Consider the following 25,397-nt stretch of genomic DNA (forward strand, 5'->3'; position numbering starts at 1 on the left):
TCACCGGGGGTGGGACGTCGTGGCGGCGGTGTAGCCCCGGTCGCCGGCGCCCACCTCGAAGGCCAGCGCGCCGTCGCGGGCGTCCACGGTGACCCGCTGCCCCGGTGAGACGGCGCTCTCCAGCAGCATCCGGGACAGCCGGTTGTCCACCTCGCGCTGGATCACCCGGCGCAGCGGGCGGGCCCCGAACTCCGGCTGGTAGCCGTGCTCGGCGAGCCAGTCGACCCCGGCGACGGTGAACGCGACGTCGATGTCCTGGGCGTGCAGGCGGCGGCGGGTCTCCTCCAGCAGCAGCTCGGTGATCTGGCGCAGCTGCTGCTGCTCCAGCCGCCGGAAGATGATCACCTCGTCGATGCGGTTGAGGAACTCCGGGCGGAAGTTCTCCTGGAGCCGGCGCATCAGCCGCTCGCGCAGCTCGTCGCTCTCCCGTTCGGTGCCGGGCTCGCCCGCGCCGAAGCCCACGGCGCGCTGGCTGCCGGTGATCAGTTCCGAACCCAGGTTGCTCGTCATGATCAGTACGGTGTTCTTGAAGTTCACCGTCCGGCCCTGGCTGTCGGTGAGCCGGCCGTCGTCGAGCACCTGGAGCAGGATGTTGAACACGTCCGGGTGGGCCTTCTCGATCTCGTCGAGCAGCACCACCGCGTACGGGCGGCGGCGCACCGCCTCGGTGAGCTGGCCGGCCTCCTCGTAGCCGACGTAGCCGGGGGGCGCGCCGACGAGCCGGGCGACGGTGTGCCGCTCCTGGAACTCGCTCATGTCCAGCCGGATCATCCGGTCGGCCTCGCCGAACAGCGCCTCCGCCAGGGCCCGGCCCAGCTCCGTCTTGCCCACGCCGGTGGGGCCGAGGAAGAGGAAGCTGCCCATCGGCCGGTTCGGGTCGGCCAGCCCGGTACGGGAGCGGCGCACCGCCTCGGCGACCGCGCCGACCGCGTCGTCCTGGCCGACGACCTTCTGGTGCAGGTGCCCCTCCAGGCGCAGCAGCCGGTCGCGTTCCTCCTCGGTGAGCTGGGCGACCGGGATGCCGGTGGCCCGGGACACCACCTCGGCGATCTCCTGCGGGCCGACGGCGGGGACCTGGGAGCCGCTGCCGTCGTCGCCCTTGGCCCGGCTGATCTGCGCCTCCAGCTCGGCGAGCCGGTCGCGCAGGGCCGACGCCCGCTCGTACTGCTCGTCGGCGACCGCCTGCTCCTTGTCCCGACGCACCTCGTCGAGCTGCTGCTCCAGCTCCCGCACGTCGGAGGCGGGGGTGCGGGTGCGCAGCCGCACCCGGGCCCCGGCCTGGTCGATCAGGTCGATGGCCTTGTCGGGCAGGTACCGGTCGGTGACGTACCGGTCGGACAGCTCGGCGGCGGCGACCAGCGCCTCGTCGGTGAACCGGACCTGGTGGTGGGCCTCGTAGCGGTCCCGCAGGCCGCGCAGGATGGCGACGGTGTCCTCGACGGTGGGCTCGGGCACCAGCACCGGCTGGAACCGGCGGGCGAGCGCGGCGTCCTTCTCGATGCTGCGGCGGTGCTCGTCCAGGGTGGTCGCGCCGATCACCCGCAGCTCGCCGCGGGCCAGCGCCGGCTTGAGCATGTTGGACGCGTCCATGCCGCCCTCGCTGCCCGCCCCGCCCGCGCCGACCAGGGTGTGGATCTCGTCCAGGAAGATGATCAGTTCGTCGCGGTGGGCGCGGATCTCCTCGATGACCTTCTTGAGCCGCTCCTCGAAGTCGCCCCGGTAGCGGGTGCCGGCGACCAGGCCGGCCAGGTCGAGCTGCACCACCCGCTTGCCGATCAGCGTCTGCGGCACGTCGCCGTCGCAGATCCGCTCGGCCAGGCCCTCCACGATCGCGGTCTTGCCGACGCCGGCCTCGCCGATGAGCACCGGGTTGTTCTTCGTCCGCCGGGACAGGATCTCCACGGCCTGCTCGATCTCGGCGGCCCGCCCGATCACCGGGTCGATCTGGTCGTTGCGCGCCAGCTCGGTGAGGTCCTGGCCGTACTGGTCGAGGGTCGGGGTGCCGTGGTCGGGCTTCGCGCCGGACATCGGGCCGCGCTCCGCGCTGGCCGCCTGCAACGACTCGGGCTGGATCCGGCCGGCCGCCAGCATCCGGCCCGCCGGCGACTCCGGGTTCAGCGGCAGCGCCATCAGGATGTGCTCGGGGCCGATGTAGTTGGCGCCCATCGCGCGGGAGAGCTGGTGGGCGTCGAGCAGCGCCCGCTTCGCGGCCGGGGTCAGCGACAGGTTCGGCGGCACCTCGCCCCTCGGCGCGCTCTCGCCGCGCCCACCGAGGGCGTTGACCAGGGCGTCCGGGTCGGCGCCGGCCCGGCGTACCAGGTCGCGCAGCGCCTCGCGCTGCAACGCCGCCCAGAGCAGGTGGTCGGTGTCGAGGTCGTTGCTGTGCCGCTGCGCCGCCCGGCGGGCCGCGTCGGCCAGCATCTCCCGGGCGTCGGCGGTCATCAGCCGGGTGATGTCGACCCGATGCGCCGGCCGGCGTCCCCCCTCGCCCCGGCCGAAGTACCGGGCCAGGAACTCGTCCCACGGGTCGGAGCCGAGGTCGCCGGGTCCCATCATCGCTGTCCTCCCGCGGGTCGGGCACGCTCGCCGGTGCGGTCGCCGCCGGCACGGTCGGCGGTGGCTACCCGGCGGTCGGCGCGACAAACGCGGCCGGAGGCGGGGACGGGCCGGGTCGGAGCGGGGCGGAGGCGCGCAGCGCGGGCGGTGGGGCCGGCACCGGGGCGGCGACGCGAGCGGGTGCCCCGGCGGGCCGGGCGGGGACGGCCGCACGGCGGTGGCAGGCTGGGGGCATGGAGCCGACGCCGCTGCTGATCGTGGACGCCGCCAACGTGGTGGGCTCGCGCCCCGACGGGTGGTGGCGGGACCGGGCCGGGGCCACCGCCCGGCTGCGCGACGCCCTCGTCCCGCTGGCCGAGTCCGGGGTCCCGCCGCAGCTCGCCGGCCCGGCGGAGGTGGTGCTGGTGGTGGAGGGCGCCGCGCGGGGCGTGCCCGCGGTGCCGGGCGTGCGGGTGGTCGCCGCCCCCGGGTCCGGCGACGACACGATCGTCGACCTCGTCGGGGCCGCCCCGGGCCGCCGCCGCCTCGTGGTCACCGCCGACCGTGAGCTGCGCTCCCGGGTCGGCGCGCTGGGCGCCGAGGTCCAGGGCCCCCGCTGGCTCCCCACCTGACCCCACCCACCCACCTGACCCCGCCCACCCCACCCCACCCCGGCCCCGCCGCCCGCCCGCCCCGCTCCCGGTCGGTGATCAAGAGAAAAGTGTCAGGGTTGATCTCGACGATGACGCAAACCTCTTGATCACCGGACACCCGGCCGAGGGAGGAGAGTCCCGTGGGTGGGATCGGGTGACACGCCGGCGGGACAGTCGGGCGCGGTTTGCGCACGTCAGTGACGTAATCGGACAGCCGGGCAGCAACACCGACAGGGCGGATGTTCTCTCCCCACGGGGGATGGGTTGTAATGGAGATCTCCCCGCCCCCAGGAGGTCCCCGTGGCGAGCGTCGCCGAGCTGAAGGCAGCCATCGATGTCGCCCTGCAACAGATCGGTGACGGGCAGGCCGCGGTGCAGGCGGCTGGGGAGAAGCTGGCCGAGGCGCAGCAGACACTCGCCGGGGCGCTGGAGGGCAGCGGGCACGAGACCGTCGAGGCGGCGCAGGCCTCGCTGACCCAGGCCAGCCAGGAGCTCGAGGAGTGCCTCGCGGCCACCCTCGTCGCGGTGGAGCAGGCGCAACTCTACGTCTCGACCCTGTAGGGCCGGGCGTGTCGATCATCGAGGACGTCGGGGGCCAGGTGCGGGCCGCAGCCGAGGAGTTTCCGCTGGCCCAGCTCGCCCTCGCGCTGGAGAAGTTCGGCCAGGCCACGGAGCGGCTGCGCTGGGTGCGGCAGGAGTCGGCCAACCCGATGGGGGTGCCGGAGCTCTCCGCGGCCGTCGAGCACGCCGAGTCCGCCGGGCACGCGCTGCGGGTGGCCCAGGAGCAGTTGTCGGCGTACCTCGCGGCCATCGGCCTGGCCCCCGACGGCGCGCCACCGCCCCGCCCGGCCGGCGACCGGCAGGTGCACGACGCCCCGCGCGACGCGCCGCCCGCCGCCGGCGACGGGCCGCCCCCGGCGCCGGACGACAACCCGGTGCTGCGCCGCTGGTGGGCGGTGCGGGTCGCGGAGCTGACCGGCGGCCGGGAGGGTGCGCCGGACGAGCCGGACGAGCGGATCGGCGACTCCCGGGAACTGCTGCGCCGGGTCGCCGACGGGGTCCGCGGCGGCGACCGGGAGCGGCTGCACCGCGAGCTGCGCGCCGCGCACGCCGACGTCGGCCTCGGCCTGGCCGCGCTCGCCCCGCCGCTGCTGCGGGAGCTGGCCGGGGAGCTGCTCGGGCACCCGCCCCGCGCCGACGACCTGCCCCGGCTGCGCCGGGAGCTGGACGGCCGGGTGCGCGACCTGCTGCCCGGGCTCCCCCCGCCGGTGCTGGAGACGCTGCTGACCCGGGTCTGCCGGATGCCCCCGCCGCCGCGCGGCGGCGGCGAGGAGCAGCCGCACGCCGCCGACGCCGCCGTCACCGCCGGTGTGGTCACCGCCGTGCTGCTGGACCGCCTCGGCAGGGACCTGCCCCGCGACGAGGGGCAGGCTGGCAGGGAGAACGGGCCCGCGCAGCAGAAACGCCGCGAGGCCGAGCGCGACGCCTGGGACGAGGCGACGCGGCAGCGGGCGGACCGTGAGCGCGCCGCCCGGGAGCGGGCCGCGCAGGGCCTGCCTCCCGTGCCGCCCGCGCCGCCCACCGGGCGAGCCGCCGGCCGGGGGTCCGATGGCTGACCGCCGCACCCAGCTGGTGACCAGGGTGCGGGGCATGCTCTCCGAGGCGCTGGGCGCCACCCGGCACCGGCTCGCCGACGCCGACGCCGAGCTGGCCGCCGCCCGGGACCGGCTGGCCCGGGTGCAGCGCGCCGCGGCGGCCGTGCCGGAAAAGGTGGGGGCGCAGCGGGACCGGCGGCTCGCCGAGATCGACGCCCGGCACACCGCGCGGATCGCCGAGCTGGCCCGCCGGGCCGTCGACGCCGCCCGCCGGGAGGCGCCGGGCGCGGCGAGCACCGACTGGGCGCAGTGGACCGCGACGCCGGCCGGTCGCGGCGAGACCCCCGGCGCGGTACGCGTCGGCACGGTGCGCATCCCCGGCGCGGAACCGGTGCCGGCGCTCGTGCCGCTGCTCGACGCCGGGCACGTGCACCTGTCCGGGGCCGGGGCCGACGGCGGGGCGGCCGTGGTGCCGGCGCTGCTGCTACGCAGCCTGGGCCGGGCCGACCCGGGCGCGGTGCGGCTGTTCGGCTACGACCCGGAGCGCCTCGGGGGCGGCCTGGCCGGTTTCGCCCCGCTGGGCACCGCCGGGCTGCTCACCTTCGTCGGCCCCGGCGGGCTGGGCCGGCTGCTGGACGACCTGGTGGAGCAGATTCGCCGGATCAACGAGACCGTGCTCGCCGGGGAGTACCGCTCGCTGCGGGAGCTGGCCGCCGCGACCGGCCGCCGCCCCGAGCCGTGGCGGGTCGCGGTGCTGCTCGGCGGCGACGAGCTGTCCCGGCACGAGCGCGGCCAGCTCGACCGGGTGGTGCGCACCGGCGCCGCCTGCGGGGTGCACCTGGTCGTCCGCGGCGTGCCGGTGCCGGACGACCCGACGGTGACCCGGGTCGTGGTGGGCCCCGACGGTGCCCGGGTGGGCGGCCCGCCCGGCCTGCCGGTGACCCTGGACCCGCCGCCGCCGGCCACGCTGGTCACCGAGACCTGCCGGCAGGTCGCCGCCCGGGTCAACGCCGGCCCCCCGCCGACCCCGTTCACCGACCTGCTGCCGCCGCCGGAGCAGATGTGGCGGGAGGACTCCTCGACGGGGCTGACCGCGCCCATCGGCGAGGGCCCGCACGGCCGCCCGGTGCTGCTCAATCTCGGCGACTACCCGCCACACGCGCTGATCGGCGGCCCGTCCGGCACCGGCAAGACCAACCTGATCTTCGCCTGGATCGGGGCGCTGGCCTCCCGCTACTCCCCCGCCGAGCTGGAGTTCTACCTGCTCGACTTCAAGGAGGGGGTGTCCTTCGCCCGGTTCGCCCAGGGTCGACGGGATCCGAGCTGGCTGCCGCACATGCGGCTGGTCGGGATCAACGTCAACACCGACCGGGAGTTCGGGCTGGCGCTGCTGCGGTTCCTCGCCGAGGAGCTGCGCCGGCGGGCCGACGCGGCGAAGAAGCACGAGGTGACCAAGCTGGCCGAGCTGCGGGCGGTCGACCCGACCGGGCGCTGGCCCCGCATCGTCGCCGTGGTCGACGAGTTCCAGGCGTTGCTGGCCGGGCGGGACGTGGTCGCCCGGGAGGCCGCCGACCTCCTGGAGGACCTGGCCCGCCGGGGCCGTTCCCAGGGCATCCACCTGGTGCTGGCCTCGCAGGACGTGCGCGGCATCGAGGCGCTGTGGGGGCGGCCGGCGCTGGTCGCCCAGTTCACCCTGCGCATCGCGCTGCCCAAGGCGCTGCGCATCCTCGCCGAACGCAACGACGCCGCCCAGTCGCTGCCCCGCCACCACGCGGTGGTCAACGCCGAGTCGGGCCTGGTCGAGGGCAACGAGGTGGCGCGCATCCCGTCGGCCAGCGACTGGGACGAGTGGAGCGAGTTGCAGCACCGGCTGTGGCGGATGCGCCCCGCCGACGCGAAGCCCGCCCGCCTCTTCGACGGCGACGCGATCCCCCGGCTCGCCGACGCCCCGGACTTCCGGGCGCTCACCCCGCCCGAGGGCGACGGGACGCCGCGCAGCCCGGTGGCCCTGCTCGGGGAGATCATCGACGTGCAGGCCCGCTCGGCGGCGCTGCGGCTGCCCCGGGCCCCCGGGCGCAACCTCGCCGTGCTGGGCACCCGCGTCGACGAGGCGTGCGCCGTGCTGGACGCCGCCGCCCGGTCGCTGGCCCGGCAGCACCGCCCCGGCGCGGCCCGGTACTCCATCGCCTGCCTCGACCCCGACGCCGACCCGGCCGCCCGGGAGCTCTACGCCGACCTGGCCGACGACGCCGCCTGGTACGACGACGAGACCGTGCCGGAGCTGATGGCCGAGACGGCGGCGGCCCTGGACCGGCCGGGCACCCCCGCCACCCCGCACTACCTGCTGCTGTACGCGGTCGACGCGGCGGCCGGGCGGCTGGCCGCGCGAGCTGGCGGGCGCACCGGGCTGGAGCACCTGCGGCGCATCCTGCACGACGGCCCGGAGCGGCGCACCCACGTGCTTGCCTGGTGGCGCGGCGTGGCCCGGATGCGGGTCGACCTCGGCGGGCCGGCCGCCCGCACCGACCAGATCGGCGCGTGGGTGGCCCTCGACGTGCAGGGCGGCGAGCTGGGCTCGTCGCTCTACCCGGGCTCCGGCGGCCCCGACTGGTATCCCCGGCCGTGGCGGGGGCTCTTCTTCGACCGGGCGGCGCACCGCACCGGGCAGGTCATCATCCCCTACGGACCGTCGGCGTGAACGAACCGGTGACCAGTGAGACGTACGCGGCGCAGGTGCGGCGGCTGGCCGAGCTGACCGACCGGGTGCGCACCCAGCGCGCCGAGGCCCACGCCTGGCACGAGCAGCAGTGCGCCGCCGCCGAGCGGGCCGTCGCCGAGGCCGCCGAGCAGCTGCGCGAGGCCGAGCGGGAGGCGGCCGACGCGCGGGAGCTGGTGGAGCGGGTGGACGCCGAGGCGGCCCACCTGTGGCAGCAGCTGCGGGCCCGGTTGGGCGCGGGGGCCCGCCGGCTCGGCGACCCGCCCGGCCCGGCCCGGGACGCCTCGGGCGACCCGCTGCTGCTGCTGCACGGGGTACGCGGGTTGCTGGACCGCACCCGGCAGCCCGGCGAGCTGCCCGCCTCGGCGAACCCGCTGCTGGCGCTGTGCGGGGTGGTGGGCGCGGCGCTGATGTTCGCGCTCGGCCTGGGCGCGCGGGCGCTGGGGGCCCGCAACGGCGGGGACCTGGCGGTGGGCCTGCCGGTGCTGGCGCTGGTGGTGACCCTGCTCGGCCCGCTGGTCGGGTTGGCCCTGGCCAAGCGGCTCGCCGACCGTCGGCACGCGGTGCTGTCGCCCCGGCCGATCACGGTCGTCCTGGTGGCGGGTGTGGTGACGACCGGCGTGCTGCTGATCCTCGCCCGCTGAGCCGCGCCACACCGACCACCGTCCTCGCTGCCGCCGTTCCGCCTGCCGCGCGCGTGCCGCCCCGCGTGGTTAGGAAGGGGCCCTTCCTATACCGAAAGCGTTAACAGGGTGCCCTTCCTTACTCCGCAGGGACGGCGATCGCCTCGCGCAGCAGCCGGCGGGCCAGGACGACCCGGTCGGCGTCGTCGTCGAGGCCGGGCAGGTCGCCCACCCGGCTCACCGCGCCGGTGAGCAGCGCGCGCAGCGCCGGCCCGCATCCTGCGGGCAGGGTGAGCACCCGGTCGAACACGCGCAGCGCGACCTTGTCGTCGCCGGCCGCGTCGAGCCGCCAGCGCAGCCCCGGCCGGGCCGTGAGCCGGGTGTCGGCGTCGACGGCGGCGAGCGCGGCGGCCTGGGCGAGGGGCCGGATCGGGGCGGGCCGGGCGGCCGGCCAGGCCCGTTCCCGCAGCCGCGCGGCCACGGCGGCCGGGTCGGCGCGCAGCAGCCAGTCCCGCAGCGCCTCGACGGTCTCGGTCAGCTCCGGCTCGATCGCGTCGGGGTCGGCGACGTCGGTGCCGAACGGCAGGCCGGCTCGCAGCCGGGCGTCGGCGGCGGCGAGGGCGAGCAGCTCCTCGACGATGGCGTACCGGGTCAGCGCCCGGATGCCCACGGTCAGGTGCAGGGAGCTGCTGTCCTGGGCCTGGGCGCTGTGCAGCCAGCCGCGCGGCAGGTAGAGCGCGTCGCCCGGTTCGAGGACCACGTCGAGCGCGGCGGGGCCCTGGGCGGTCGCGGAGACCTCGTCGGCCCGGCCGCCCCACGGCTGGCGTTCGAGGGGGTCGGGCAGCACCGGCGGGTGGATGCGCCAGTGCTTGCGCCCGTCGACCTGGAGCACGAAGACGTCGTGGGTGTCGTAGTGGGTGGCGAAGCCCTGGCTGCCGGCCGGGGTCAGGTAGGCGTTGACCTGCAACGGCTGGGCGAGGGCCGCGCCGAGGTCGCGGGCGAAGTCGATCAGGGCGGGCCAGGTGCGGTGCAGGCCCTGGAGCACCAGGGTCGCGCCGGAGGCGTACAGCTCCAGGATCCGCTCGTCGAGGACCTGGTCGCCGATCTCGGCGCCCGCGCCGCCACCGCCGGTCCAGCGCGCCGCGGGCACGAGCTGGCCGTCCTTGGCGACGCGCAGGAACGGGGTACGCAGCCCGCGCCGGCTGAGCAGCTCGTCGGCGTCGGCGGGGCTGAGCAGGTCGGCGAAGCCGTCGGCGTTGGGCAGTTCGGCGGCGCGGGACAGCAGCGGCGACCGGCCCCAGTGGGCGGCGGCGAACTTGCCCGGCTCGACGGCGACGCACCGCGCGAGGGCGCGGGCGGCGGCAGACGGGACCGCCGGGCGGCCGTGGCCGCCCGGCGGGTCGGTGATCGTCATCGCGAGGCGTCAGACGGCGCTGCCGTCGGCGCCGCCATCCTGCTGGCCCGGGGTGGCACCGCCGTCGGCCGGACCCTCCGCGCCACCGTCGGCCCCGCCGTCCTGCTGACCGGGGGTCGCACCGCCGTCGGCCGGACCCTCGGCACCGCCGTCGGCGCCGCCGTCCTGCTGGCCCGGGGTGGCACCGCCGTCGGCCGGACCCTCCGCGCCACCGTCGGCCCCGCCGTCCTGCTGACCGGGGGTCGCGCCGCCGTCGGCCGGGCCCTCCAGGCCACCGCCGCTGGTCGTCTGGATGTCGTCGTCGTTGAGTGCCATGTGGTGCTCCCTCGCCAAGTTCCCGCCCCGCCGCGCGGCGGGGGTTCGTCGTGCGACGGGTGGTACCCCCGGCGCGATCTTCTCTAACCACACCGTAGACGGCGCGTCCCGCCGGCACGCCCGGTTTCGCCCGGTGTGCCGGCGGGACGCGGGCGGTCAGCCGTTGGCGCAGACCCTGCCGTTGAACGTGAAGCTGGTGGGCGACGGGTTGGACCCGGTGTGGGTGCCCTGGAAGCCGAAGCTCACCGTGCCGCCGACGGGCACCGCCCCGTTGTAGCTGGCGTTGCGGGCGAGCACCTGGGTGCCGGACTGGCTGACGGTGGCGTTCCAGGCGTTGGTGACCTGTTGGCCGGCGGTGAAGTAGAAGCCGAAGCTCCAGGCGGTGACGGCGTCGGGGCCGTCGTTGCGGATCCGGATCTCGGCGGTGAAGCCGTTGCCCCAGGAGTTCGGCACGTAGGTCACCGTGCAGCTGCCGTTCGGGGCCGGCGTGGTCGGGGCGGGCGTGGTGGGCGCCGGCGTGGTGGGCACGGGGGTGGTCGGCACCGGCGTGGTCGGGGCCGGCGTGGTGGGGTTGGTGCCGCTGCCGAGGGCCTCGGCGACCGCCTGGTACGCGGGCTTCGGGGCGTAGTTGTCGTCCCAGATCAGCGCGGCGCCCTCACCGGGGAAGGTCCCCGGGATCCAGGAGTACTTGTCGGTGATGCCCCACACGGTGACGCCCTGGCACCGGGCCACGGCGAGGCAGATGTTGAAGACCTTCTTGTAGTCGGCGGCCTGCGTGGCCAACTTCGACGAGTTCGCCGGGGTGGACATCCGGATGTCCAGCTCGGTGACCCGCACGTCGACGCCGAGGTCGGTGAAGCGCTGGAGGTTGGCCTGCATGTCGCCGGGGACCTGGCCGACGATCAGGTGCGCCTGGAAGCCGACGCAGTCGATCGGCACGCCCCGGGACTTGAAGTCCCGGACCAGGTTGTAGATGGCGGTGCTCTTGGCGTTGATGCCGTCGGTGCTGTAGTCGTTGATGCACAGCTTCGCGCCCGGGTCGGCGGCGCGGGCGGCGCGGAACGCCTCCTCGATCCAGCTGTTGCCGATGCGCTGCTGGAGGATGCTGTCGCGGCGTCCGCCGGAGCCGCCGTCGGCGAACGCCTCGTTGACCACGTCCCAGGCGAACACCTTGCCCTTGTAGTGGCCGGCCACCCCGGCGATGTGGTTCTTCATCGCGGCGAGCAGGTCGGACCCGGAGAGGTTCGACGTCCAGCCGGGCATCTGGTTGTGCCAGACGAGGGTGTGGCCGTACACCTTCTTGTTGCTGCCCACGGCGTAGTTGACGACCGCGTCGCCCTGGCCGAAGGAGAACTGGTTGCGGTTCGGCTCGGTGACGGACCACTTCATCGCGTTCTCGGCGACGACGAGGTTGAACTCGGCGTCGGCGATCTGCTTGTACGGGCCCTCGGAGAGCCGGTTGGGGTCCAGGGCGAAGCCGATGTCGCGGCCCTTGGCGTCGGCGAGGCTCCTCAGGCTGGCGGCGGCCTCGGCGGTGCCGGGCTGGGCGATAGCGACGCCCATGGCGAGCGCGCTGGCGGCGGCGAGCAGACCGGCCAGCAGGCCGGACCGGCCGCGCCGGCCGATGTGGTGGATGCGCATGCGTTCCCTGTCCTTTGTACGGGTCGCCAGCCATGGCGACGACGAGACGATGGGAGCGCTCCCGATATCCTGTCAGCATCGACACCCGTCGTCAACCAAACGGATCGCCACATCCGGGACCCGGCGACCGGGACGCCGCGCCGCCGCACCCATCTCCCGAATAGCGGGATAATCGTCTCTTATTTCGGGACGGCAGCTAGCCTCGCCCCATGGCCGACTCCCGCCGCTGGGTCATGCTCGGCATCGGCACCGCCGCGCAGACCGCAGGCACCCTCTACCTCTACGGGCTGCCGTTCCTGCTGCCCGCGCTGCGCCGCGCCACCGGCCTGCCGCTGTGGGAGCTGGGGCTGCTGGTGGCCTGCCCCAGCCTCGGCATGGTGCTCGCCCTCATCGGCTGGGGCGTCGTCGCCGACCGGCGGGGCGAGCGCCTCGTCATCGGGCTCGGCCTGACCGGCGGGGCCGCGTTCCTGGCCGCCGCCGCGCACGCCGCCGGGCCGGCCCTGTTCGTGCTGCTGACCCTGGCCGGGGCGGCCGGCTCCGCCGTGTACGCCGCCAGCGGCCGGGTGGTGACCGGCTGGTTCGCGCCCGGCGAGCGGGGCCTGGCGATGGGCATCCGGCAGACGTCGCAGCCGCTGGGCGTGGCGGCGGCCTCGGCGGCACTGCCGGTCCTGGCCGACTCCGGCGGCGGCCCCCGGCTGGCGCTGCTGGCCGCCGCCGCGGTCTGCGCGCTGACCGGGATCGTGGCCGCCCTGCTGCTGGTCGACGGGCCACGGCCCGGCACCGGCGCGGCACCGGCCGCCGCCGGCTCGGGCGGTGCGGGCTCGGCCGGTGCGGGCTCGGGCGGAACCGGCACGGGCGGGGCGCGGGTGCCGTCGCCGTACCGGTCGCCGACGCTGTGGCGGGTGCACGGGGCGAGTGCCCTGCTGGTCGTGGCGCAGTTCGTCGTCGGCGCGTACGCCCTGGACTACCTCGTCACCGAACGCGGCTGGCCGGTGCGCACCGCCGGGCCGTTGATCGCGGGGGCGCAGCTCGTGGCGGCGGCGACCCGGGTGCTCGCCGGCCGCTGGTCCGACCGGTCCACCCAGCGGCTGCGACCGCTGCGGATCATCGCCGCCGGCACCGCCGCCGCCCTCGGGGCCCTCGCCGCGGCCGAGGCGCTGCACGCCCCGCCGGCGGCCCCGCTGCTGCTGGTCGCCCTCGTCGCCACGGTCAGCTGGCACGGCGTGGCGTACGCGGCCGTCGCGGACGTGGCCCCGGCGAGTTGGGCGGGCCGGGCCACCAGCGCACAGACCGTGCTGCAGAACGTGGCCGCCACGGCCACCCCGCCGCTGTTCGGGCTGGCCGTGGCGGGGCTGGGCTTCGGGCCGGGGTTCGCCGTCGCCGCCCTGTTCCCGCTCGCCGCCGTGGCGGTGCTGCACGGCCTCACCGTCGACGACCGCCCGCCGACCCGACCGCCCGGCGACCGACCCGACCGCCCGGCGCGGGCGTGACCGCCGGAGCCGGCGCGGCCGGCCGCTGTCGGGAGCGGCCGGCCGACGGTCGGGACGCGTCAGGGAACGAGCTGGGCCAGGTCCCCGGGCATGGTGGAGCGGACGTCCTCCCACTCCCCCTGGGTGACGTGCCGGCGCAGGGTGTCCAGCACCACCTGGACCACGCGCTCCGGGCCGCCCTCGACGTCGTACGGGAAGCCCTGGCGGACCTCGTAGAGGAAGTCGTCGCGGTTCAGCTTGATCGGCACGTCCGACGGCTGCCAGCCGTCGAAGTAGATGCCCCGCAGCAGCACCGGCAACTGCGCGGCGAACTCCACGCTCTCCTGCACCGGCAACCGGTCGCGCAGCAGGTGCAGCACCGTGCGCAGGGCCGCGTACGACTGGTTGCGCTGCTCCTTGGGCCAGCCGTACGCGGCCTCGATGTCCTTCAGGATCAGGTTGGTCTTGTCCAGCGAGCTCTCGAACGCCGAGATCAGCTGCTCAGCCATCTGCCCACCCCCGTAGGTCTGTCGTGTCCGGTGCCGGTGCCCGTCACCGGCGGTCGTCGTCGCGGCGCGGCGGACCGGCCGGGCCGTGCCGCTGCGCGGTGAGGCCCCGGCGGCCCGGCCACGCCCGACCGGGGCGTGGGCCACCGGGTGACCCGACCACGTGCAGCACGCCGCCGCGCCGCCGGACCGTCGTGTCCCGAACCGTCATGCTCCCCACCTTTCGCCCACCTGCTGCCTGCGCTGTCGCGGCCGCCTCCCGCCGAGCGCCGACGCGGCCGAACCCGCCGCGGCGGCCACGGAGCCCGGAGACGCACACGGCCATGCTGCGCCCGGCGGGGATGAGGCCGGCTCACCCGGTCCGGGTGACTTTCCCGCCCGGCGGGGCCCCGGGCCGGCCGGCGCGGCCGCGGGACCCTAGGGGGAGCCGGCCGGGAAGTTCAGGGATCCGCCCGGGGTGGTGCGCCGGCCACCGGCGGCCCCCGGTCCCTACGCTGTACGGCGTGACACTCATCGCGACCGAGTCGCTGACCAAGACGTACGGGGGCGCGGTCACGGCGTTGGCCGACCTGACCGTCGCGGTCGAACCGGGGATCATCGGGCTGGTCGGCGCGAACGGCGCCGGCAAATCCACCCTGATCAAGATCCTGCTCGGCCTCCTCACCCCGACCAGCGGCCGGGCCCGGGTGCTCGGCCTCGACCCGACCACGGACTCCGCCCGGGTCCGCGCCCGGGTCGGCTACATGCCCGAACACGACGCGCTGCCGCCCGACCTCTCCGCCGCGGAACTGGTCACCCACCTGGGCCGGGTCAGCGGCCTGCCGCGTACGGTCGCCCGGGAGCGGGCCTCCGAGGCGCTGCGGCACGTCGGCCTCTACGAGGAGCGCTACCGCCCCGTCGGCGGCTACTCCACGGGCATGAAGCAGCGGGTGAAGCTGGCCCAGGCCCTCGTGCACGACCCCGACCTGCTGCTGCTCGACGAGCCGACCAACGGCCTCGACCCCGCCGGCCGGGACGCCATGCTGACGCTGGTGCACCGCATCGGCACCGAGTTCGGCATCTCCGTGCTGGTCTGTTCGCACCTGCTGGGCGAGGTGGAACGGATCTGCGACACCCTCGTCGCCATCGACGGCGGGCGGCTGCTGCGCGCCGACCACATCTCCGCCATGACCTCCGCCACCGACGTGCTCGCCGTGGAGGTCAGCGAGGGCACCGAGGAGCTGGCCGCCCGGCTGGGCGCGCTCGGCCTGCCGGTGCGCCGGGACGGCCGGCTGCTGCTCGTCGAGCTCGTCGACGACGCCACCTACGACCTGATCCTCGGCGCGGTCGCCGAGCTGGACCTGCCGCTGCACCGGCTGGACCAGCGCCGGCACCGGGTGGCCGAACTCTTCGCCACGAGGGAGCCCAGCCATGCCTGAGCCGACCGGCGTCATCCACGACATCGGCTACCAGCGGTACACCGGCCCCCGGCTCGGCCGCCGGGCCGTCTTCGGCGCGCTCTACCTGCACGGCCTGCGGACGGCGTTCGGGCTGGGGCGCAGCGCGAAAGCCAAGATCTTCCCGTGGCTGGTGGTCGGCATCGTCACGGCGGTCGCCGCGGCCCTCACCGCCATCCGCGCCCAGATCGGCGAGGCGGTGATGACGTACGCCCAGTTCGCCGACAACATGAGCTGGCTGGTCATCTTCTTCGTCGCGGTGGCCGCGCCCGAGCTGGTCTCCCGTGACCTGCGCAGCGGCGTGCTGCCGCTCTACTTCTCCCGGCCGCTGCCGCGCGCGGACTACCCGCTGGCCAAGCTGCTGGCGCTGGCGACCGCGCTCTGGCTGCTGCTCGGCGGGCCGCAGCTCGTGATGTTCCTCGGCGCGGCCTTCAGCACCGGCGACGGCATGGGCGGCGTCGCGGAGGAGCTGCTCGACCTGCTGCCGAGTCTGCTCTACGCCGGGCTGTGGGCGACCGTCTTCGCCTCGGTCGGGCTGCTCGTCGCCTCCCTCACCGGCAAGCGGGCGTTCGCGGCCGGTGGGATCGTGGCCGTCTTCCTGATGACCACGCCGATCGTCGGCACCCTGTCGGTCATGCCCTCCCGGACGGTCAACGAGCTGGCCTTCCTCGCCTCGCCGTCGACGCTGGTCGGCGGCGTGGGCTCCTGGGCGCTCGGCGACCTCCTGGTCACCGAGGACCAGCAGGGCGTCCCGGTCGGCGGCTTCGGCCCCGTCTACGCGGTCGTCGCCGTGCTGCTCGTGGCCGGCTGCGTCGCCCTGCTGTTGCGTCGATACCGGAAGGTGGCCGCCCGATGACCACGACCAGCGCCGCCCCGCCGGCGGCGGCACCCACGGCCGAGCCCGGCACCCTCGGCCTCGACCTCGCGGGCGTCTCCCGCTGGTACGGCAACGTGGTGGCCGTCAACGACGTCAGCATGCGCCTCGGCCCCGGGGTCACCGGGCTGCTCGGCCCCAACGGCGCGGGCAAGACGACCCTGCTGCACATGATGGCGGGCTTCCTGGCCCCGTCGCGCGGGATGGTGACCCTCGGCGGGCGGCCCACCTGGCGCAACCCCGAGGTCTACCGCCGGCTCGGCCTGGTCAGCGAGCGGGAGGCGGTGCACACCTTCCTCACCGCGTACGAGTTCGTGCTGGCCAGCGCGAAGCTGCACCGGCTCGCGGACCCGGCCGCCGCGGCCCGCCGGGCGATCGCCCTGGTGGAGCTGGAGGGCGCGCAGGACCGCCGGATCGGCACCTACTCCAAGGGCATGCGGCAGCGCGCCCGGGTGGCCGCCGCGCTGGTGCACGAGCCGCAGGTGCTGCTGCTCGACGAGCCGTTCAACGGGATGGACCCCCGGCAGCGGCTGCACATGATGGAGCTGCTGCACCGCCTCGGCGACGCCGGCCGCACCATCCTGTTCAGCTCGCACATCCTGGAGGAGGTCGAGCAGGTCTCCGGGACGGTCCAGGTGATGGTCGCCGGTCGGCTGGCCGCCTCCGGTGACTTCCGCACCATCCGACGGCTGATGACCAACCGGCCGCACGTGTTCACCGTGCGCTCCACCGACGACCGGGCGCTCGCCGTGGCGCTGATGGCCGAGGCGTCGGTGGCGGGCGTCGAGCTGGGCCGCGCCGGGTTGACGGTGCGCGCCGGCGACTACGGCGCGTTCACCCGCGCGTTGCCGAAGATCGCCCTGCGGGAGGGCGTCCGGGTGCGCCATCTGGTGCCCGAGGACGAGTCCCTGGAGAGCGTCTTCTCCTACCTGGTGGAGGCCTGAACCCCATGTCTACCGTTTCCTGGCTCACCCTGCGCGGGCTGTTCGGGCGTCGCCGCTTCCTCCTGCTGCTGCCGCTGCCCGTCGTGCTGGTCCTCCTGGCGGTGCTCTCCCGGTCGCTCGGGGTCGCCCCGCGCGACTGGGGCCCGCCGGTGCTGGTCGGTCTCGGCCTGGCCGTGGTCCTTCCGGTCATCGCCCTGATCGTCGGCACCGGCGTGCTCGGCGCCGAGATCGACGACGGCACGGTCGTGCACATCCTGACCAAGCCGCTGCCCCGCTGGCAGATCGTGCTGCCCAAGCTGGCGGTGGCCACCGCCGTCACCGGCATCACCGTCGCCGTGCCGATCTTCGCCGCCGGCCTGCTGGCCGACTCCGCCCGGCTCGGCCTGGCGCTCGCCGCCGCCTCGGCGGTCGGCGCGCTGGCGTACTCCGCGCTGTTCCTGGCGCTCAGCCTGCTCACCCGCCGGCCGGTGCTGCTCGGCCTGGTCTACGTGCTGATCTGGGAGGGCCTGCTCGGCAGCGTCGTGAGCGGCACCCGGGTGCTCTCCATCCAGCAGTACGTGATCGCCCTCGCCGACCGGATCGCGCCCACCGAGCTGCTGCTGGGCGACGTCTCGGTGCCGGTGGCGGCGGTGATGAGCGTGCTGATCAGCGTGGGCTTCACCGCGCTGGCGATCGACCGGCTGCGCTCGTTCAGCGTGGCCGGCGAGACGAGCTGAGCCCGGCCCCGTCAGGGGCGGCCGCGCCGGTTGCGGGGGCGACCTCCGGGGCCGGCGCGGCGGGTGTGGGTCGCGGCGGCCAGGTCGAGCAGGCGGCGGAGCCGGTAGGACAGCACCCGCCCCTGGTCGAGGGTGAGCATCAGCTCGCCGGGCTCGGCCCCGCCGACGGCGACCACGAGCACCGGGCCCGCGCCGGGCACGAGCGCCTGCGCCAGCGCCACGTCGGCGGTGGGTTCGGCGGGCAGGGCTTCGATGGCCGGGCCTTGGGTGGCCTGGGCCTCGAAGGCTGGGCCTTGGGTGGCCTGGGCTCCGGTGGGCGGGTCGTCGGTGGGCGGGTCGTCGGCGGTCAGCAGGCCGGGGGGCGGGGCCGGCGGGCGCGGGGTCAGCGGGAGCCGCGCTGAGCGGTGCCGTCGCCTCGCGGCGCAGCCGTCCCGGTCGCACCAGCGGGGATGGGTGTCGCCGGGCGGGTCGGCCAACCCGCCGGTCGGGTACCGGTAGACGTGCCCGCAGGGCCGGCCCGACTCGGGAACGCGCGGCGTAGGGTGGGCGGACCACCCGGCGGCCTCGATCGTGGCGACGATCGGGGCCGCGTGCCCGGCGCACGCGTACGCGGCGGCGTCGAGGCCGCTTCCCCCATACACCTCGATCCGGACGGTGGCCGACTCCCCGCACCCGGGCAACGGCGGCAACACGCTCACGACACGAACCTCCCGAAGACGAAGAAGACAAGCTAAGACTGCACAGCTAGGCCAATCCAAGTCAAGGGTAGTTGGCCTAGTATATTGCGACTCTACTTGGCCAAGATCCACCGTGGGACTATGAGTCCGTGGCAGACGACCTGGCAGCGGCGGTTCGGGCCTACGAAGAGGCGCGGGCGGCGATGACCGGTGCTCAGGCCGAGGCGGACCGGATCGTCGCCGAGGCCAGGGGCAACATCGCCACGGCGCGGTCCCGCCTCGCGGGAGCCATCGTCGAGGCCGCCCGCAGCGGCATGCGTCAGGTGGACATCGTCCGGGCCACCGGCTACACCCGCGAGAGGGTCAGACAGATCCTGCGGGCCGGCGGCGTCGAGGCGGGCTGACCCGACTCAGGCCCCCTGCCCACAGCTGCCCCTCAAGGCTACGGCGACGAGCCGGGGCGAATCTTGGAAGATTTCGGCCCCTGGAGGGGCCATCCGCTTCCAAGATCTGCTATTCGCGGCGGGGCGACGATGCCGGGGCGGGGCAGGGGCGGGGCAGGGGCGGGGCGGGGCAGCACGGAGATCGTGCTCGATCGCGGAGAGAGTGGCCTCCAAGACAGGGTGATGCCACTCGTTCCCTGATTGAGCACGATCTTGCATCCCCGGGCGCCCGCCGGCGCACACCAGCCGGCGTCAGGGGCCGGCGGCCAGGAGGGACTGGAGTCGCTGGCCGTTGCGCTGCGCGTAGTCCCGGTAGCAGTTGTTCATGAGCACGTGCGTCTCCCGCGCCTCGTCGGCGAGCGTGCGCAGCTTCGGGGCCCAGGCGCGCAGCTCCCGGTCGGAGTAGTCGTAGCCGAACTTCTCGTGGATGTCCCGGCTGGTCCACCTGGCACTGTGGCCGTGGAAGCGGACCACGGCCAGGTCGGCGGTCGCCGCCAGCACCGGCGGCACCGACGAGCGGTGGCCCTGCGGCATGTCCACGCAGACGTACGCCAGCTCGTGCTCGCGCAGGAAGCCGAGCGTCTCGTCGCGGTTGTCCCCGGCGAACCAGGAGGCGTGGCGGAACTCGAACACCGGCCGCAGGGGCGCGCACCGGCGGGCCACCTCCAGCAGGTACTGCTTGTTGTCCCGCTTGATGGTGAACCACGGCGGGAACTGGAACAGCAGCGCGCCGAGCCGGCCCGCCTCGACGAGCGGGTCGAGGGCGGACAGGAACCGGGTCCACACCTCCTCGTACGCCTGCGCGGGCAGGTCGCCGGGGTAGACGTTGCGCTTGTCGGTGTCGGGCCGCAGGTCCTTGTAGAGCGCCGAGACCCGCGTCGGGTGTCCGGTCAGCAGGCTGAACGCCTTGACGTTGAAGGTGAACCCGGCCGGGGTGCGCTCGGCCCACAGCCGCGCCGTGCGTTCGGCCGGCGGTGAGTAGTAGGTGGCGTCGACCTCGACCAGCGGGAACTGCCTCGCGTAGTAGGACAGCCGCCGCTCCGGGGTGTCCGCCGTCTGCGGATACCAGCCGGAGTCGAGCAGGGTCCGGTCGGTCCAGGACGCGGTGCCCACCCGGATCTCACCCATGGGCGGCGCGCACCGCGTCCACTACCGACCGGCGACCGGAGGGGTCCGCCTCAGGCGGCCCGCCGCTCCCGGTTCTGCTTGCAGGTGACGCAGGCGGTGGCGGAGGGGAAGATCTCCAGCCGCTCCACCGGGATCGGGGCCGAGCAGCCCTCACAGAAGCCGTAGGTGCCCTCGTCGAGCCGGCCCAGGGCCCGCTCGAACTGGGCCCGGCGGTCGAGGATGGTGCGCAGCAGCGACTGCGCGGTGTCCCGCTCGGCCGTCTTGGTGCCGCTGTCGGCCTGGTCGTCGCCGGCGGTGTCGCCGACCTCCACCAGGCGCAGCACCTGGCTCTGGAGCACCGCCTGCTCGTACTCGGCGGAGAGCTCGTCGTAGCGAGCCCGCAGGGACGCCCGGATCTGGTCGGTGTCCGCCTGCGATCGGCCGGTGGCTACCGTGTCGTGGACGAGCATCGCTGCCTGCCTTTCCTGGCTGGTGCGCCGGGGTGGAGCCCGGCCCGGTCGCTGCGTGAGGCGGGTGGAGATCACTCGCGCTCTGTGAGCCGGGCGATTACCCCGCGTGCGGTCGCGCCAAACCACCGATTTTCCGGAGCCTTCAGCCCGCGCCCCGGCGGCCACGGCCCGGCGGCCGCGCCCCGGCGGCCACGGCCCGGGGCCGTGCGGCCCGGTGTCACCGGCCGTCCTCCGGCTCCACGAGGGCGGGGCGGCGGGGGTCGTCGACGCGGACCACCACGTCGGCGAAGCTGGCCGGGGCGACCTCCTCGGCATAGCGGGCGAAGGCCGGCAGGGTCCACTGCCGTGCGGGGTCGGTGCGCCGGGCCAGGGCGGCCGGGGAGAGCTCCAGGTGCACGGCGAGGTCGACGGGGAGCCCGCCGCCGAGCAGGAGCGCCCCGCTGACCAGGACGACGCCGTGGGGCGGCAGCGTGACGTAGCCGGCCCGACTGGCCCGGTCGGTGCGGGGGTCCCAGAGGGAGGGCAGGATCCGGCCCGAGCCGCCGGGCCCCGCCGGGTCGAGGACCTCGCGGCGCAGGCCGGGCTCGTCGACCCAGCCCTCGTAGTAGGCGTCGGGGTTGGTCCGCCCGTACTCCAGCCGGACGGAGGCCGGACGCAGGAAGTCCTCGGCCCGCACGTGCAGCACCGGGCGGCCGAGGGCGCGCAGCGGGTCGACCAGCGCGGCGGCCAGTTCGTCGGGGGCCGCCGCCGGGGCGCCGTCGACCGCGACGCGGAGCCGGCCGGGCGGGTCGGCGGCGACGAGGCGCTCGGCCAGCTCGGCGACGAGCCGCTCGGGGGTGATGGGGCGCACGCGCATCCGACCATCGTGCCCGGTCGCCGGGGCGCGACGCGGGCCGGGCGGGTGGGGCCGGGCGTCGCGGCCGGCGGGAGGGCCGGCTGGCCGGTGGGGCCGGTGGGGCCGTCAGCCGCTGCGGTCGATGGTCACCCGGGCGTCGTCGGCGAGCCGGTAGCCGACGCCGTAGACGGTGGTGACCAGCGGCACGTCGACGCCGACCTTGCCGCGCAGCCGGCGCACGTGCACGTCGACGGTGCGGACCCCGGCGTGTTCGTAGCCCCAGACGGCGTTGAGCAGTTGCAGCCGGGTGAACACCCGCCGGGGGTGGGCGACCAGGTGCAGCAGGAGGTCGAACTCCAGCCGGGTCAGGGGCAGCGGCTCGTTGTCGCGCAGCACCGACCGGGACGACGCCAGGATGTGCAGCGCCGGGATGGTCGGGGCCAGGGGGCGGGGCGGCGTGCGCCCGGCGGGCACCTGGTCGGGTCGCCGGTCGGGGGCGGGGCCGGCGGTGACGACGCCCTCGCCCCGCTCCAGCATCTCCCGCGCCGCCTCGAGGAGCCGACGGGCCGCGGGCGTCAGGGTCTCCTCGGCCACCAGGGGGATGCTGAGGGTCACGGTGAGCACGGGCGTGGTGCCGTTGACGGGACGGCGCTGGCCGCCGGGGGGTCGACCGGGAACCGCGGGTTGGGACGTATGCCATCCGGCGCGCGGCGATGCGGGGCTGACCGACATGGTCCTCCTTGGCTGGTCCGGGTATCTCCCCACGGCCCGGGACGCCGCTGCATCGATGCTTCCCGGCGCCCACCTGGCGGTCAAGGGGCGGCTACGTTGCATGAATGTGACAATTGACGAACACATCGGAGCCGGATGCTCGCTCTGCGTACGAGGCCTGATGATTACAGCAGAGTCGCCACGATCGTGGGATACGGGGGGTACCCGGACGGCCCATCGATCGCGGTCCGGGCGCAGGATGACCGGCCAGGCGGCGCGGGCGTCCGACACGCGGACGCGGCGCACCCCGAGGACGGGGTGCGCCGCGTCGCCGACGGCACGGCGGCGTCTCAGCGGTGCGGGTCGACGCTGACCCGCGCCTCGTCGGCGAGCCGGTAGCCGACGCCGTAGACGGTGGTGACCACCGGGGTGCCGAGGCCGAGCTTCGCGCGCAGCCGGCGGACGTGCACGTCGACGGTGCGGGCGATGGCGTGCTCGTAGCCCCAGACGTTGCTGAGCAGCTGCGTCCGGGTGAAGACCCGGCGGGGGTTCTCCGCCAGGAAGTGCAGCAGGTCGAACTCGATGCGGGTCAGCGGGACCACCCGCGGGCCCTGCCGCACCACCCGCGAGGCGGCCAGGATGCGTACCTCCTCGGGGTCCTCGGGGGGCGGCGGGGCGGCGGCCGGGACCCGGGGCACGACCGGCTGCGGCCCGGCCGGGTCGGCCTGGGCCGACCGGAACTCGACCGGGCTGGGCCGGCGCTCCGCCGGGGCCCACGGCTGCGGCGCGCGGAGGTCCGGCTCCGCGGGGCCCGCCAGCAGCGTGCCCTCGCCCGACTCCGCCAACTCCCGCAGCAGCTCGACCAGGCGGGCGAGGCGGGGCGTCAGCTGGCCGGGGGCGAGCTCGACGGTGACGGTCAGTGTCGGTACGGACCGGGCGTGTCCCGGCGACGGGACCCGGTCGACCCGGCCCGCGGGCGCGCGGTCGGCGCGGTACTGGGGGGCCCGGTCGGCCCGGCCGGGCGGGTGGGGGCGCGAGGAGATGGCGACGGCGGACATGGTGCCTCCTGGGATGGCGGGGCCGGCCGCCGCGTCCGGTGGGGCGCGGCGGTCAGTGGTGCGCCCGGCCGGCGGTCACCGGCGGCGCGACGGACGGGGAACGGGGCGGGGGCGTGGGGCCGAGCGTGGGCAGGCCGGCGATGCGCCAGGCGGCGAAGCCGCCGACGACGTCGGTGGCGCGGTGCAGGCCGATGTCCTGGAGCGCGGCGGCGGCGAGCGAGGAGGTGTAGCCCTCCTGGCACAGCACCACCACGGGCACGTCGTAGCCGACGGCCTGGGGCAGCCGGGCCGCGCACCGGGGGTCGAAGCGCCATTCGAGGACGTTGCGCTCGATCGCCAGGGCGCCGGGCACCATGCCGTGCGCGGCACGTTGCGCGGCCGGCCGGATGTCGACCAGCAGCGCGCCCTCCCGGCACGCCAGGTGCGCCTGCTCGGGGTCGAGCCGCCGCAGCCGGGTGCGCGCCTCGGCGAGGATCTCGTCGATGCCCCGGGAGCCGGGGGGCGGCACGGGAAGGGGACAGCCCTGGGCGGGGGCGGGGTGGTGCGGCATTGTCGGGTCCTTCCAGGGACGCCGGGCGGTCGTCCGCCCGGTCGGGGTCGTCGGGGTCGTCGGAGCCGGGGACGCCGTCAAGGGTGTCACCACGCGACGCCGGCCTCGGCGACCTCGGCCGCCCGCAGCCGGCCGTCGACGAGGCGGTAGCGGGTCATCCGGGTCAGCGCGGGGCGGTAGACGTGCACACTCACCGCCGGTTGGTCGCCGCGGTTGGTGACCACGTGCACGTGGCGGACGCCGAAGCGGCGGCCGGCGCCGGCGGCGAGGCGGTGCGGGCGCAGCCGCCCGCCGCTGACGGTCTCCTCGGTGAGGACGCCGTCCACGACCAGGAAGGCCCCGGAGGAGCCGCCGTGGTCGTGCAGGTCGGTGCCCTGGCCGGGGAGCCAGCTCAGTGCCCAGACCTCGTGGTCGGCGGCGGCCGCGAGGCGCGCGTACCAGCGCTGCGTGGGGTCGAAGCACAGCGGCACCGGCCAGCCGGCCGGGTCGGCCGCCCACCGGGCGGCGACGGCGAGCAGGTCGGACTCGGGACGGCGGCTGACTACCATGCGGACCTCACGGGATCGGGCGGAGCGTGCCCGGACAGCATAGAAGGTAAAGCCTATAGGTTTAGTAGGTAATACCACATGCTGGGAGGCCACCCGGTAGACCCGCGCACGGCTCAGCGGCGCACCGGCGGGGCCACCCGGTAGCCCGGCACCGACGGCCAGCGCACCGTCAGCAGCACCGACTCGCGCTCGGCGTACCAGGAGTGGTCCACGCCCCGCCCCCACACCACGTAGTCACCCGGCTCGGCGAGCAGCACCGTGCGGTCCGGCAGCTCGACCCGGAACCGGCCGCCGCTGACCAGCACCAGCAGCGCCGTGCGCCGTTCGCCGGTGGCCCACCGGGAGCGGGCCTCCCCCGCCGCGTGCACGCCCCACTTCACCTCCACGTCGCCGCTGTGCCGCGGATCGCCCGCCGGCATGAAGTGCCCCAGCAGCCAGCCGCCCTCCCGGGGGCCGTCCACGTCCGCCCTGCCCACGTACACCCTGTCGTCGCCCATCGCCCCTCCCGCACCGGCCCGGCAAGCTACCAGGCGGCGCGCCGACCCCGCCCGCGGCACGCTGACCGCGCGCCGCCGGGGTATACAGGGTCGGTGGACGATCCCCTGCCCCGACAGATGCGCGCGGCCGGCGCCGCGTTGCTCGGCGCGTTGGACGGGCCGGCGCGGGACCGCGCCAGCCACCGGTTCGACGACGACGCGGCCCGACGGTGGCTGGAGTACCGTCCCCGGCCGCGCCCCGGGGTCTGCCTGGCCGACCTGGACCGGGCGGGCCGCAAGGCCGCGCACCGGCTGCTGGCCACGGCGCTGAGCCCCGCAGCGTACGCGCAGGCGATGGCCGTCGTGGCGCTGGAGGAGGTGCTCGACCGGGCCGAGGGCTGGCGGCGCGGGCGGCACAGCGGCGACTACTGGGTGGCGGTCTTCGGCGACCCGGGCCGCGACGACCGGTGGGCCTGGCGGTTCGAGGGGCACCACCTGTCGGTGAGCATGACCGTGGTCGACGACCAGGTCTCCCCCGCCCCCGTCTTCCTCGGCGCGAACCCGGCCGCCGTCCGGCACGCCGGGCACCCGGTGTCCCGGCCGCTCGGGGTCGAGGAGGACCTGGGCCGGGCCCTGCTCGACGCCATCGGCCCGGCGGGGCGGGCGGCGGCGATCGTCGCCGACGAGGCGCCCGCCGACATCGTCAGCGCCACCCGCCCGCGCGTCGCCGGGCAGATCGCACCGCTGGGGGTGGCCGCCGACCGGCTCGGCCCCACCGGCCGGGCCCTGCTCGACCAGCTCGTCGCCGTGTACCTGGACCGGCTGCCGCCGCAGCTCGCCGCCCGGGAGGCCCGCCGGCTCGCCGGCGGGGCGCTGCACTTCGCCTGGGCCGGTCCCACCGGGCCCGGGCAGCGCCACTACTACCGGGTGCAGGGCGACGACCTGCTGATCGAGTACGACAACACCGCCGACGACGGCAACCACGCCCACACCGTGCTGCGCCGCCCGGCCAGCGACTTCGGCGCGGACGTGCTCGCCGCGCACCACGCCGAGGCGCACCACTGACCGCAGCCGGCCCCCGGCCA

At 75.9% G+C, this 25,397-nt stretch carries 27 protein-coding genes; 12 read left to right on the forward strand and 15 right to left on the reverse strand.

From position 1 onward, the window contains the following. Complete coding sequence (locus O7628_RS30270) at positions 1-2,556, reverse strand: ATP-dependent Clp protease ATP-binding subunit (protein ID WP_278135789.1); 2,556 nt, start codon at positions 2,554-2,556, stop codon at positions 1-3. A 233-nt stretch (positions 2,557-2,789) separates the two neighbouring features. On the opposite strand from O7628_RS30270, the gene O7628_RS30275 reads away from it, so the two are divergent. The 5 genes from O7628_RS30275 to O7628_RS30295 all read left to right on the forward strand — a co-directional run bounded on the left by O7628_RS30275 (position 2,790) and on the right by O7628_RS30295 (position 8,143). Next, on the forward strand, positions 2,790-3,167 hold the full coding sequence (locus tag O7628_RS30275) for a hypothetical protein (RefSeq protein ID WP_278135790.1): 378 nt from the start codon (positions 2,790-2,792) through the stop codon (positions 3,165-3,167). A 321-nt stretch (positions 3,168-3,488) separates the two neighbouring features. Further along, positions 3,489-3,749 carry a hypothetical protein gene (locus O7628_RS30280; RefSeq protein WP_278135791.1) on the forward strand — a complete coding sequence of 87 codons (261 nt, stop codon included), beginning with the start codon at positions 3,489-3,491 and terminating at the stop codon, positions 3,747-3,749. Positions 3,750-3,757: 8 nt separating this feature from the next. Next, complete coding sequence (locus O7628_RS30285; protein ID WP_278135792.1) at positions 3,758-4,804, forward strand: hypothetical protein; 1,047 nt, start codon at positions 3,758-3,760, stop codon at positions 4,802-4,804. After that, positions 4,797-7,481: an FtsK/SpoIIIE domain-containing protein gene (locus tag O7628_RS30290; RefSeq protein ID WP_278135793.1), complete on the forward strand. Its 2,685-nt coding sequence runs from the start codon at positions 4,797-4,799 to the stop codon at positions 7,479-7,481. The genes O7628_RS30285 and O7628_RS30290 overlap by 8 nt, the downstream gene beginning before the upstream one ends. After that, positions 7,478-8,143 carry a hypothetical protein gene (locus O7628_RS30295; protein ID WP_278135794.1) on the forward strand — a complete coding sequence of 222 codons (666 nt, stop codon included), beginning with the start codon at positions 7,478-7,480 and terminating at the stop codon, positions 8,141-8,143. Before O7628_RS30290 ends, O7628_RS30295 begins: the two co-directional genes overlap by 4 nt. Positions 8,144-8,261: 118 nt before the next feature. On the opposite strand, the gene O7628_RS30300 is transcribed toward O7628_RS30295, so the two are convergent. The 3 genes from O7628_RS30300 to O7628_RS30310 all read right to left on the reverse strand — a co-directional run bounded on the left by O7628_RS30300 (position 8,262) and on the right by O7628_RS30310 (position 11,492). After that, positions 8,262-9,536 carry a cupin domain-containing protein gene (locus tag O7628_RS30300; protein ID WP_278135795.1) on the reverse strand — a complete coding sequence of 425 codons (1,275 nt, stop codon included), beginning with the start codon at positions 9,534-9,536 and terminating at the stop codon, positions 8,262-8,264. Between the two features lie 9 nt (positions 9,537-9,545). Continuing rightward, positions 9,546-9,851, reverse strand: a complete 306-nt coding sequence (locus tag O7628_RS30305; protein ID WP_074473379.1) for a hypothetical protein — start codon at positions 9,849-9,851, stop codon at positions 9,546-9,548. Between the two features lie 156 nt (positions 9,852-10,007). Next, a complete protein-coding gene (locus tag O7628_RS30310) occupies positions 10,008-11,492 on the reverse strand; it encodes an endo-1,4-beta-xylanase (protein WP_278135796.1) in 1,485 nt (494 codons plus the stop codon). Positions 11,493-11,701: 209 nt separating this feature from the next. On the opposite strand from O7628_RS30310, the gene O7628_RS30315 reads away from it, so the two are divergent. Then, positions 11,702-12,982, forward strand: coding sequence for an MFS transporter (locus O7628_RS30315; protein ID WP_278135797.1), 1,281 nt, complete (start codon positions 11,702-11,704; stop codon positions 12,980-12,982). Between the two features lie 59 nt (positions 12,983-13,041). Here the strand turns inward: O7628_RS30315 and O7628_RS30320 are convergent, their stop codons facing one another. Beyond that, complete coding sequence (locus O7628_RS30320; RefSeq protein WP_278135798.1) at positions 13,042-13,470, reverse strand: DUF2267 domain-containing protein; 429 nt, start codon at positions 13,468-13,470, stop codon at positions 13,042-13,044. 43 nt (positions 13,471-13,513) lie between these two features. After that, a complete protein-coding gene (locus tag O7628_RS30325) occupies positions 13,514-13,678 on the reverse strand; it encodes a hypothetical protein (protein WP_176734790.1) in 165 nt (54 codons plus the stop codon). A 292-nt stretch (positions 13,679-13,970) separates the two neighbouring features. Between O7628_RS30325 and O7628_RS30330 the strand changes: the two genes are divergently transcribed. From O7628_RS30330 to O7628_RS30345, 4 genes are read left to right on the forward strand one after another with little or no spacing between them, the layout of a single operon-like run. Continuing rightward, the gene (locus O7628_RS30330) at positions 13,971-14,885 is read left to right on the forward strand and encodes an ABC transporter ATP-binding protein (protein WP_074473371.1); all 915 of its coding nucleotides are present in this window, start codon (positions 13,971-13,973) and stop codon (positions 14,883-14,885) included. Beyond that, complete coding sequence (locus O7628_RS30335) at positions 14,878-15,759, forward strand: ABC transporter permease (protein WP_278135799.1); 882 nt, start codon at positions 14,878-14,880, stop codon at positions 15,757-15,759. Before O7628_RS30330 ends, O7628_RS30335 begins: the two co-directional genes overlap by 8 nt. Further along, complete coding sequence (locus O7628_RS30340) at positions 15,756-16,721, forward strand: ABC transporter ATP-binding protein (RefSeq protein ID WP_278135800.1); 966 nt, start codon at positions 15,756-15,758, stop codon at positions 16,719-16,721. The genes O7628_RS30335 and O7628_RS30340 overlap by 4 nt, the downstream gene beginning before the upstream one ends. Positions 16,722-16,726: 5 nt before the next feature. Next, the gene (locus O7628_RS30345) at positions 16,727-17,437 is read left to right on the forward strand and encodes an ABC transporter permease subunit (RefSeq protein ID WP_074473365.1); all 711 of its coding nucleotides are present in this window, start codon (positions 16,727-16,729) and stop codon (positions 17,435-17,437) included. An 11-nt stretch (positions 17,438-17,448) separates the two neighbouring features. Here O7628_RS30345 and O7628_RS30350 read toward each other — a convergent pair whose 3' ends face one another. Next, on the reverse strand, positions 17,449-18,135 hold the full coding sequence (locus O7628_RS30350; protein WP_278135801.1) for a hypothetical protein: 687 nt from the start codon (positions 18,133-18,135) through the stop codon (positions 17,449-17,451). Between the two features lie 128 nt (positions 18,136-18,263). Between O7628_RS30350 and O7628_RS30355 the strand changes: the two genes are divergently transcribed. Then, entirely contained in the window at positions 18,264-18,518 is a 255-nt protein-coding gene (locus O7628_RS30355; RefSeq protein ID WP_278135802.1) for a hypothetical protein, read from the forward strand. Positions 18,519-18,809: 291 nt separating this feature from the next. Here O7628_RS30355 and O7628_RS30360 read toward each other — a convergent pair whose 3' ends face one another. From O7628_RS30360 to O7628_RS30395, 8 genes are all read right to left on the reverse strand, one after another. After that, positions 18,810-19,685: a DUF72 domain-containing protein gene (locus O7628_RS30360; RefSeq protein ID WP_178065135.1), complete on the reverse strand. Its 876-nt coding sequence runs from the start codon at positions 19,683-19,685 to the stop codon at positions 18,810-18,812. Between the two features lie 50 nt (positions 19,686-19,735). Further along, complete coding sequence (locus O7628_RS30365; RefSeq protein ID WP_278135803.1) at positions 19,736-20,134, reverse strand: TraR/DksA C4-type zinc finger protein; 399 nt, start codon at positions 20,132-20,134, stop codon at positions 19,736-19,738. Positions 20,135-20,351: 217 nt separating this feature from the next. Further along, positions 20,352-20,990, reverse strand: coding sequence for a uridine kinase (locus O7628_RS30370; protein ID WP_278135804.1), 639 nt, complete (start codon positions 20,988-20,990; stop codon positions 20,352-20,354). A 105-nt stretch (positions 20,991-21,095) separates the two neighbouring features. Continuing rightward, complete coding sequence (locus O7628_RS30375; protein WP_278135805.1) at positions 21,096-21,701, reverse strand: winged helix-turn-helix domain-containing protein; 606 nt, start codon at positions 21,699-21,701, stop codon at positions 21,096-21,098. A gap of 329 nt (positions 21,702-22,030) precedes the next feature. Then, on the reverse strand, positions 22,031-22,738 hold the full coding sequence (locus O7628_RS30380; RefSeq protein WP_278135806.1) for a winged helix-turn-helix domain-containing protein: 708 nt from the start codon (positions 22,736-22,738) through the stop codon (positions 22,031-22,033). 52 nt (positions 22,739-22,790) lie between these two features. Next, positions 22,791-23,288: a rhodanese-like domain-containing protein gene (locus O7628_RS30385; RefSeq protein ID WP_278135807.1), complete on the reverse strand. Its 498-nt coding sequence runs from the start codon at positions 23,286-23,288 to the stop codon at positions 22,791-22,793. A gap of 86 nt (positions 23,289-23,374) precedes the next feature. After that, complete coding sequence (locus tag O7628_RS30390) at positions 23,375-23,836, reverse strand: cysteine dioxygenase family protein (RefSeq protein ID WP_074473348.1); 462 nt, start codon at positions 23,834-23,836, stop codon at positions 23,375-23,377. A 113-nt stretch (positions 23,837-23,949) separates the two neighbouring features. Continuing rightward, complete coding sequence (locus O7628_RS30395; protein ID WP_074473346.1) at positions 23,950-24,333, reverse strand: signal peptidase I; 384 nt, start codon at positions 24,331-24,333, stop codon at positions 23,950-23,952. A 93-nt stretch (positions 24,334-24,426) separates the two neighbouring features. Here O7628_RS30395 and O7628_RS30400 point away from each other — a divergent pair, with 93 nt between their 5' ends. Beyond that, entirely contained in the window at positions 24,427-25,377 is a 951-nt protein-coding gene (locus O7628_RS30400) for a DUF3500 domain-containing protein (RefSeq protein WP_278135808.1), read from the forward strand. Positions 25,378-25,397: the final 20 nt, after the last annotated feature.

Origin of the sequence: Micromonospora sp. WMMD956 (assembly GCF_029626125.1) — a bacterium.
GTDB classification, from domain to species: Bacteria; Actinomycetota; Actinomycetes; order Mycobacteriales; family Micromonosporaceae; genus Micromonospora; species Micromonospora carbonacea.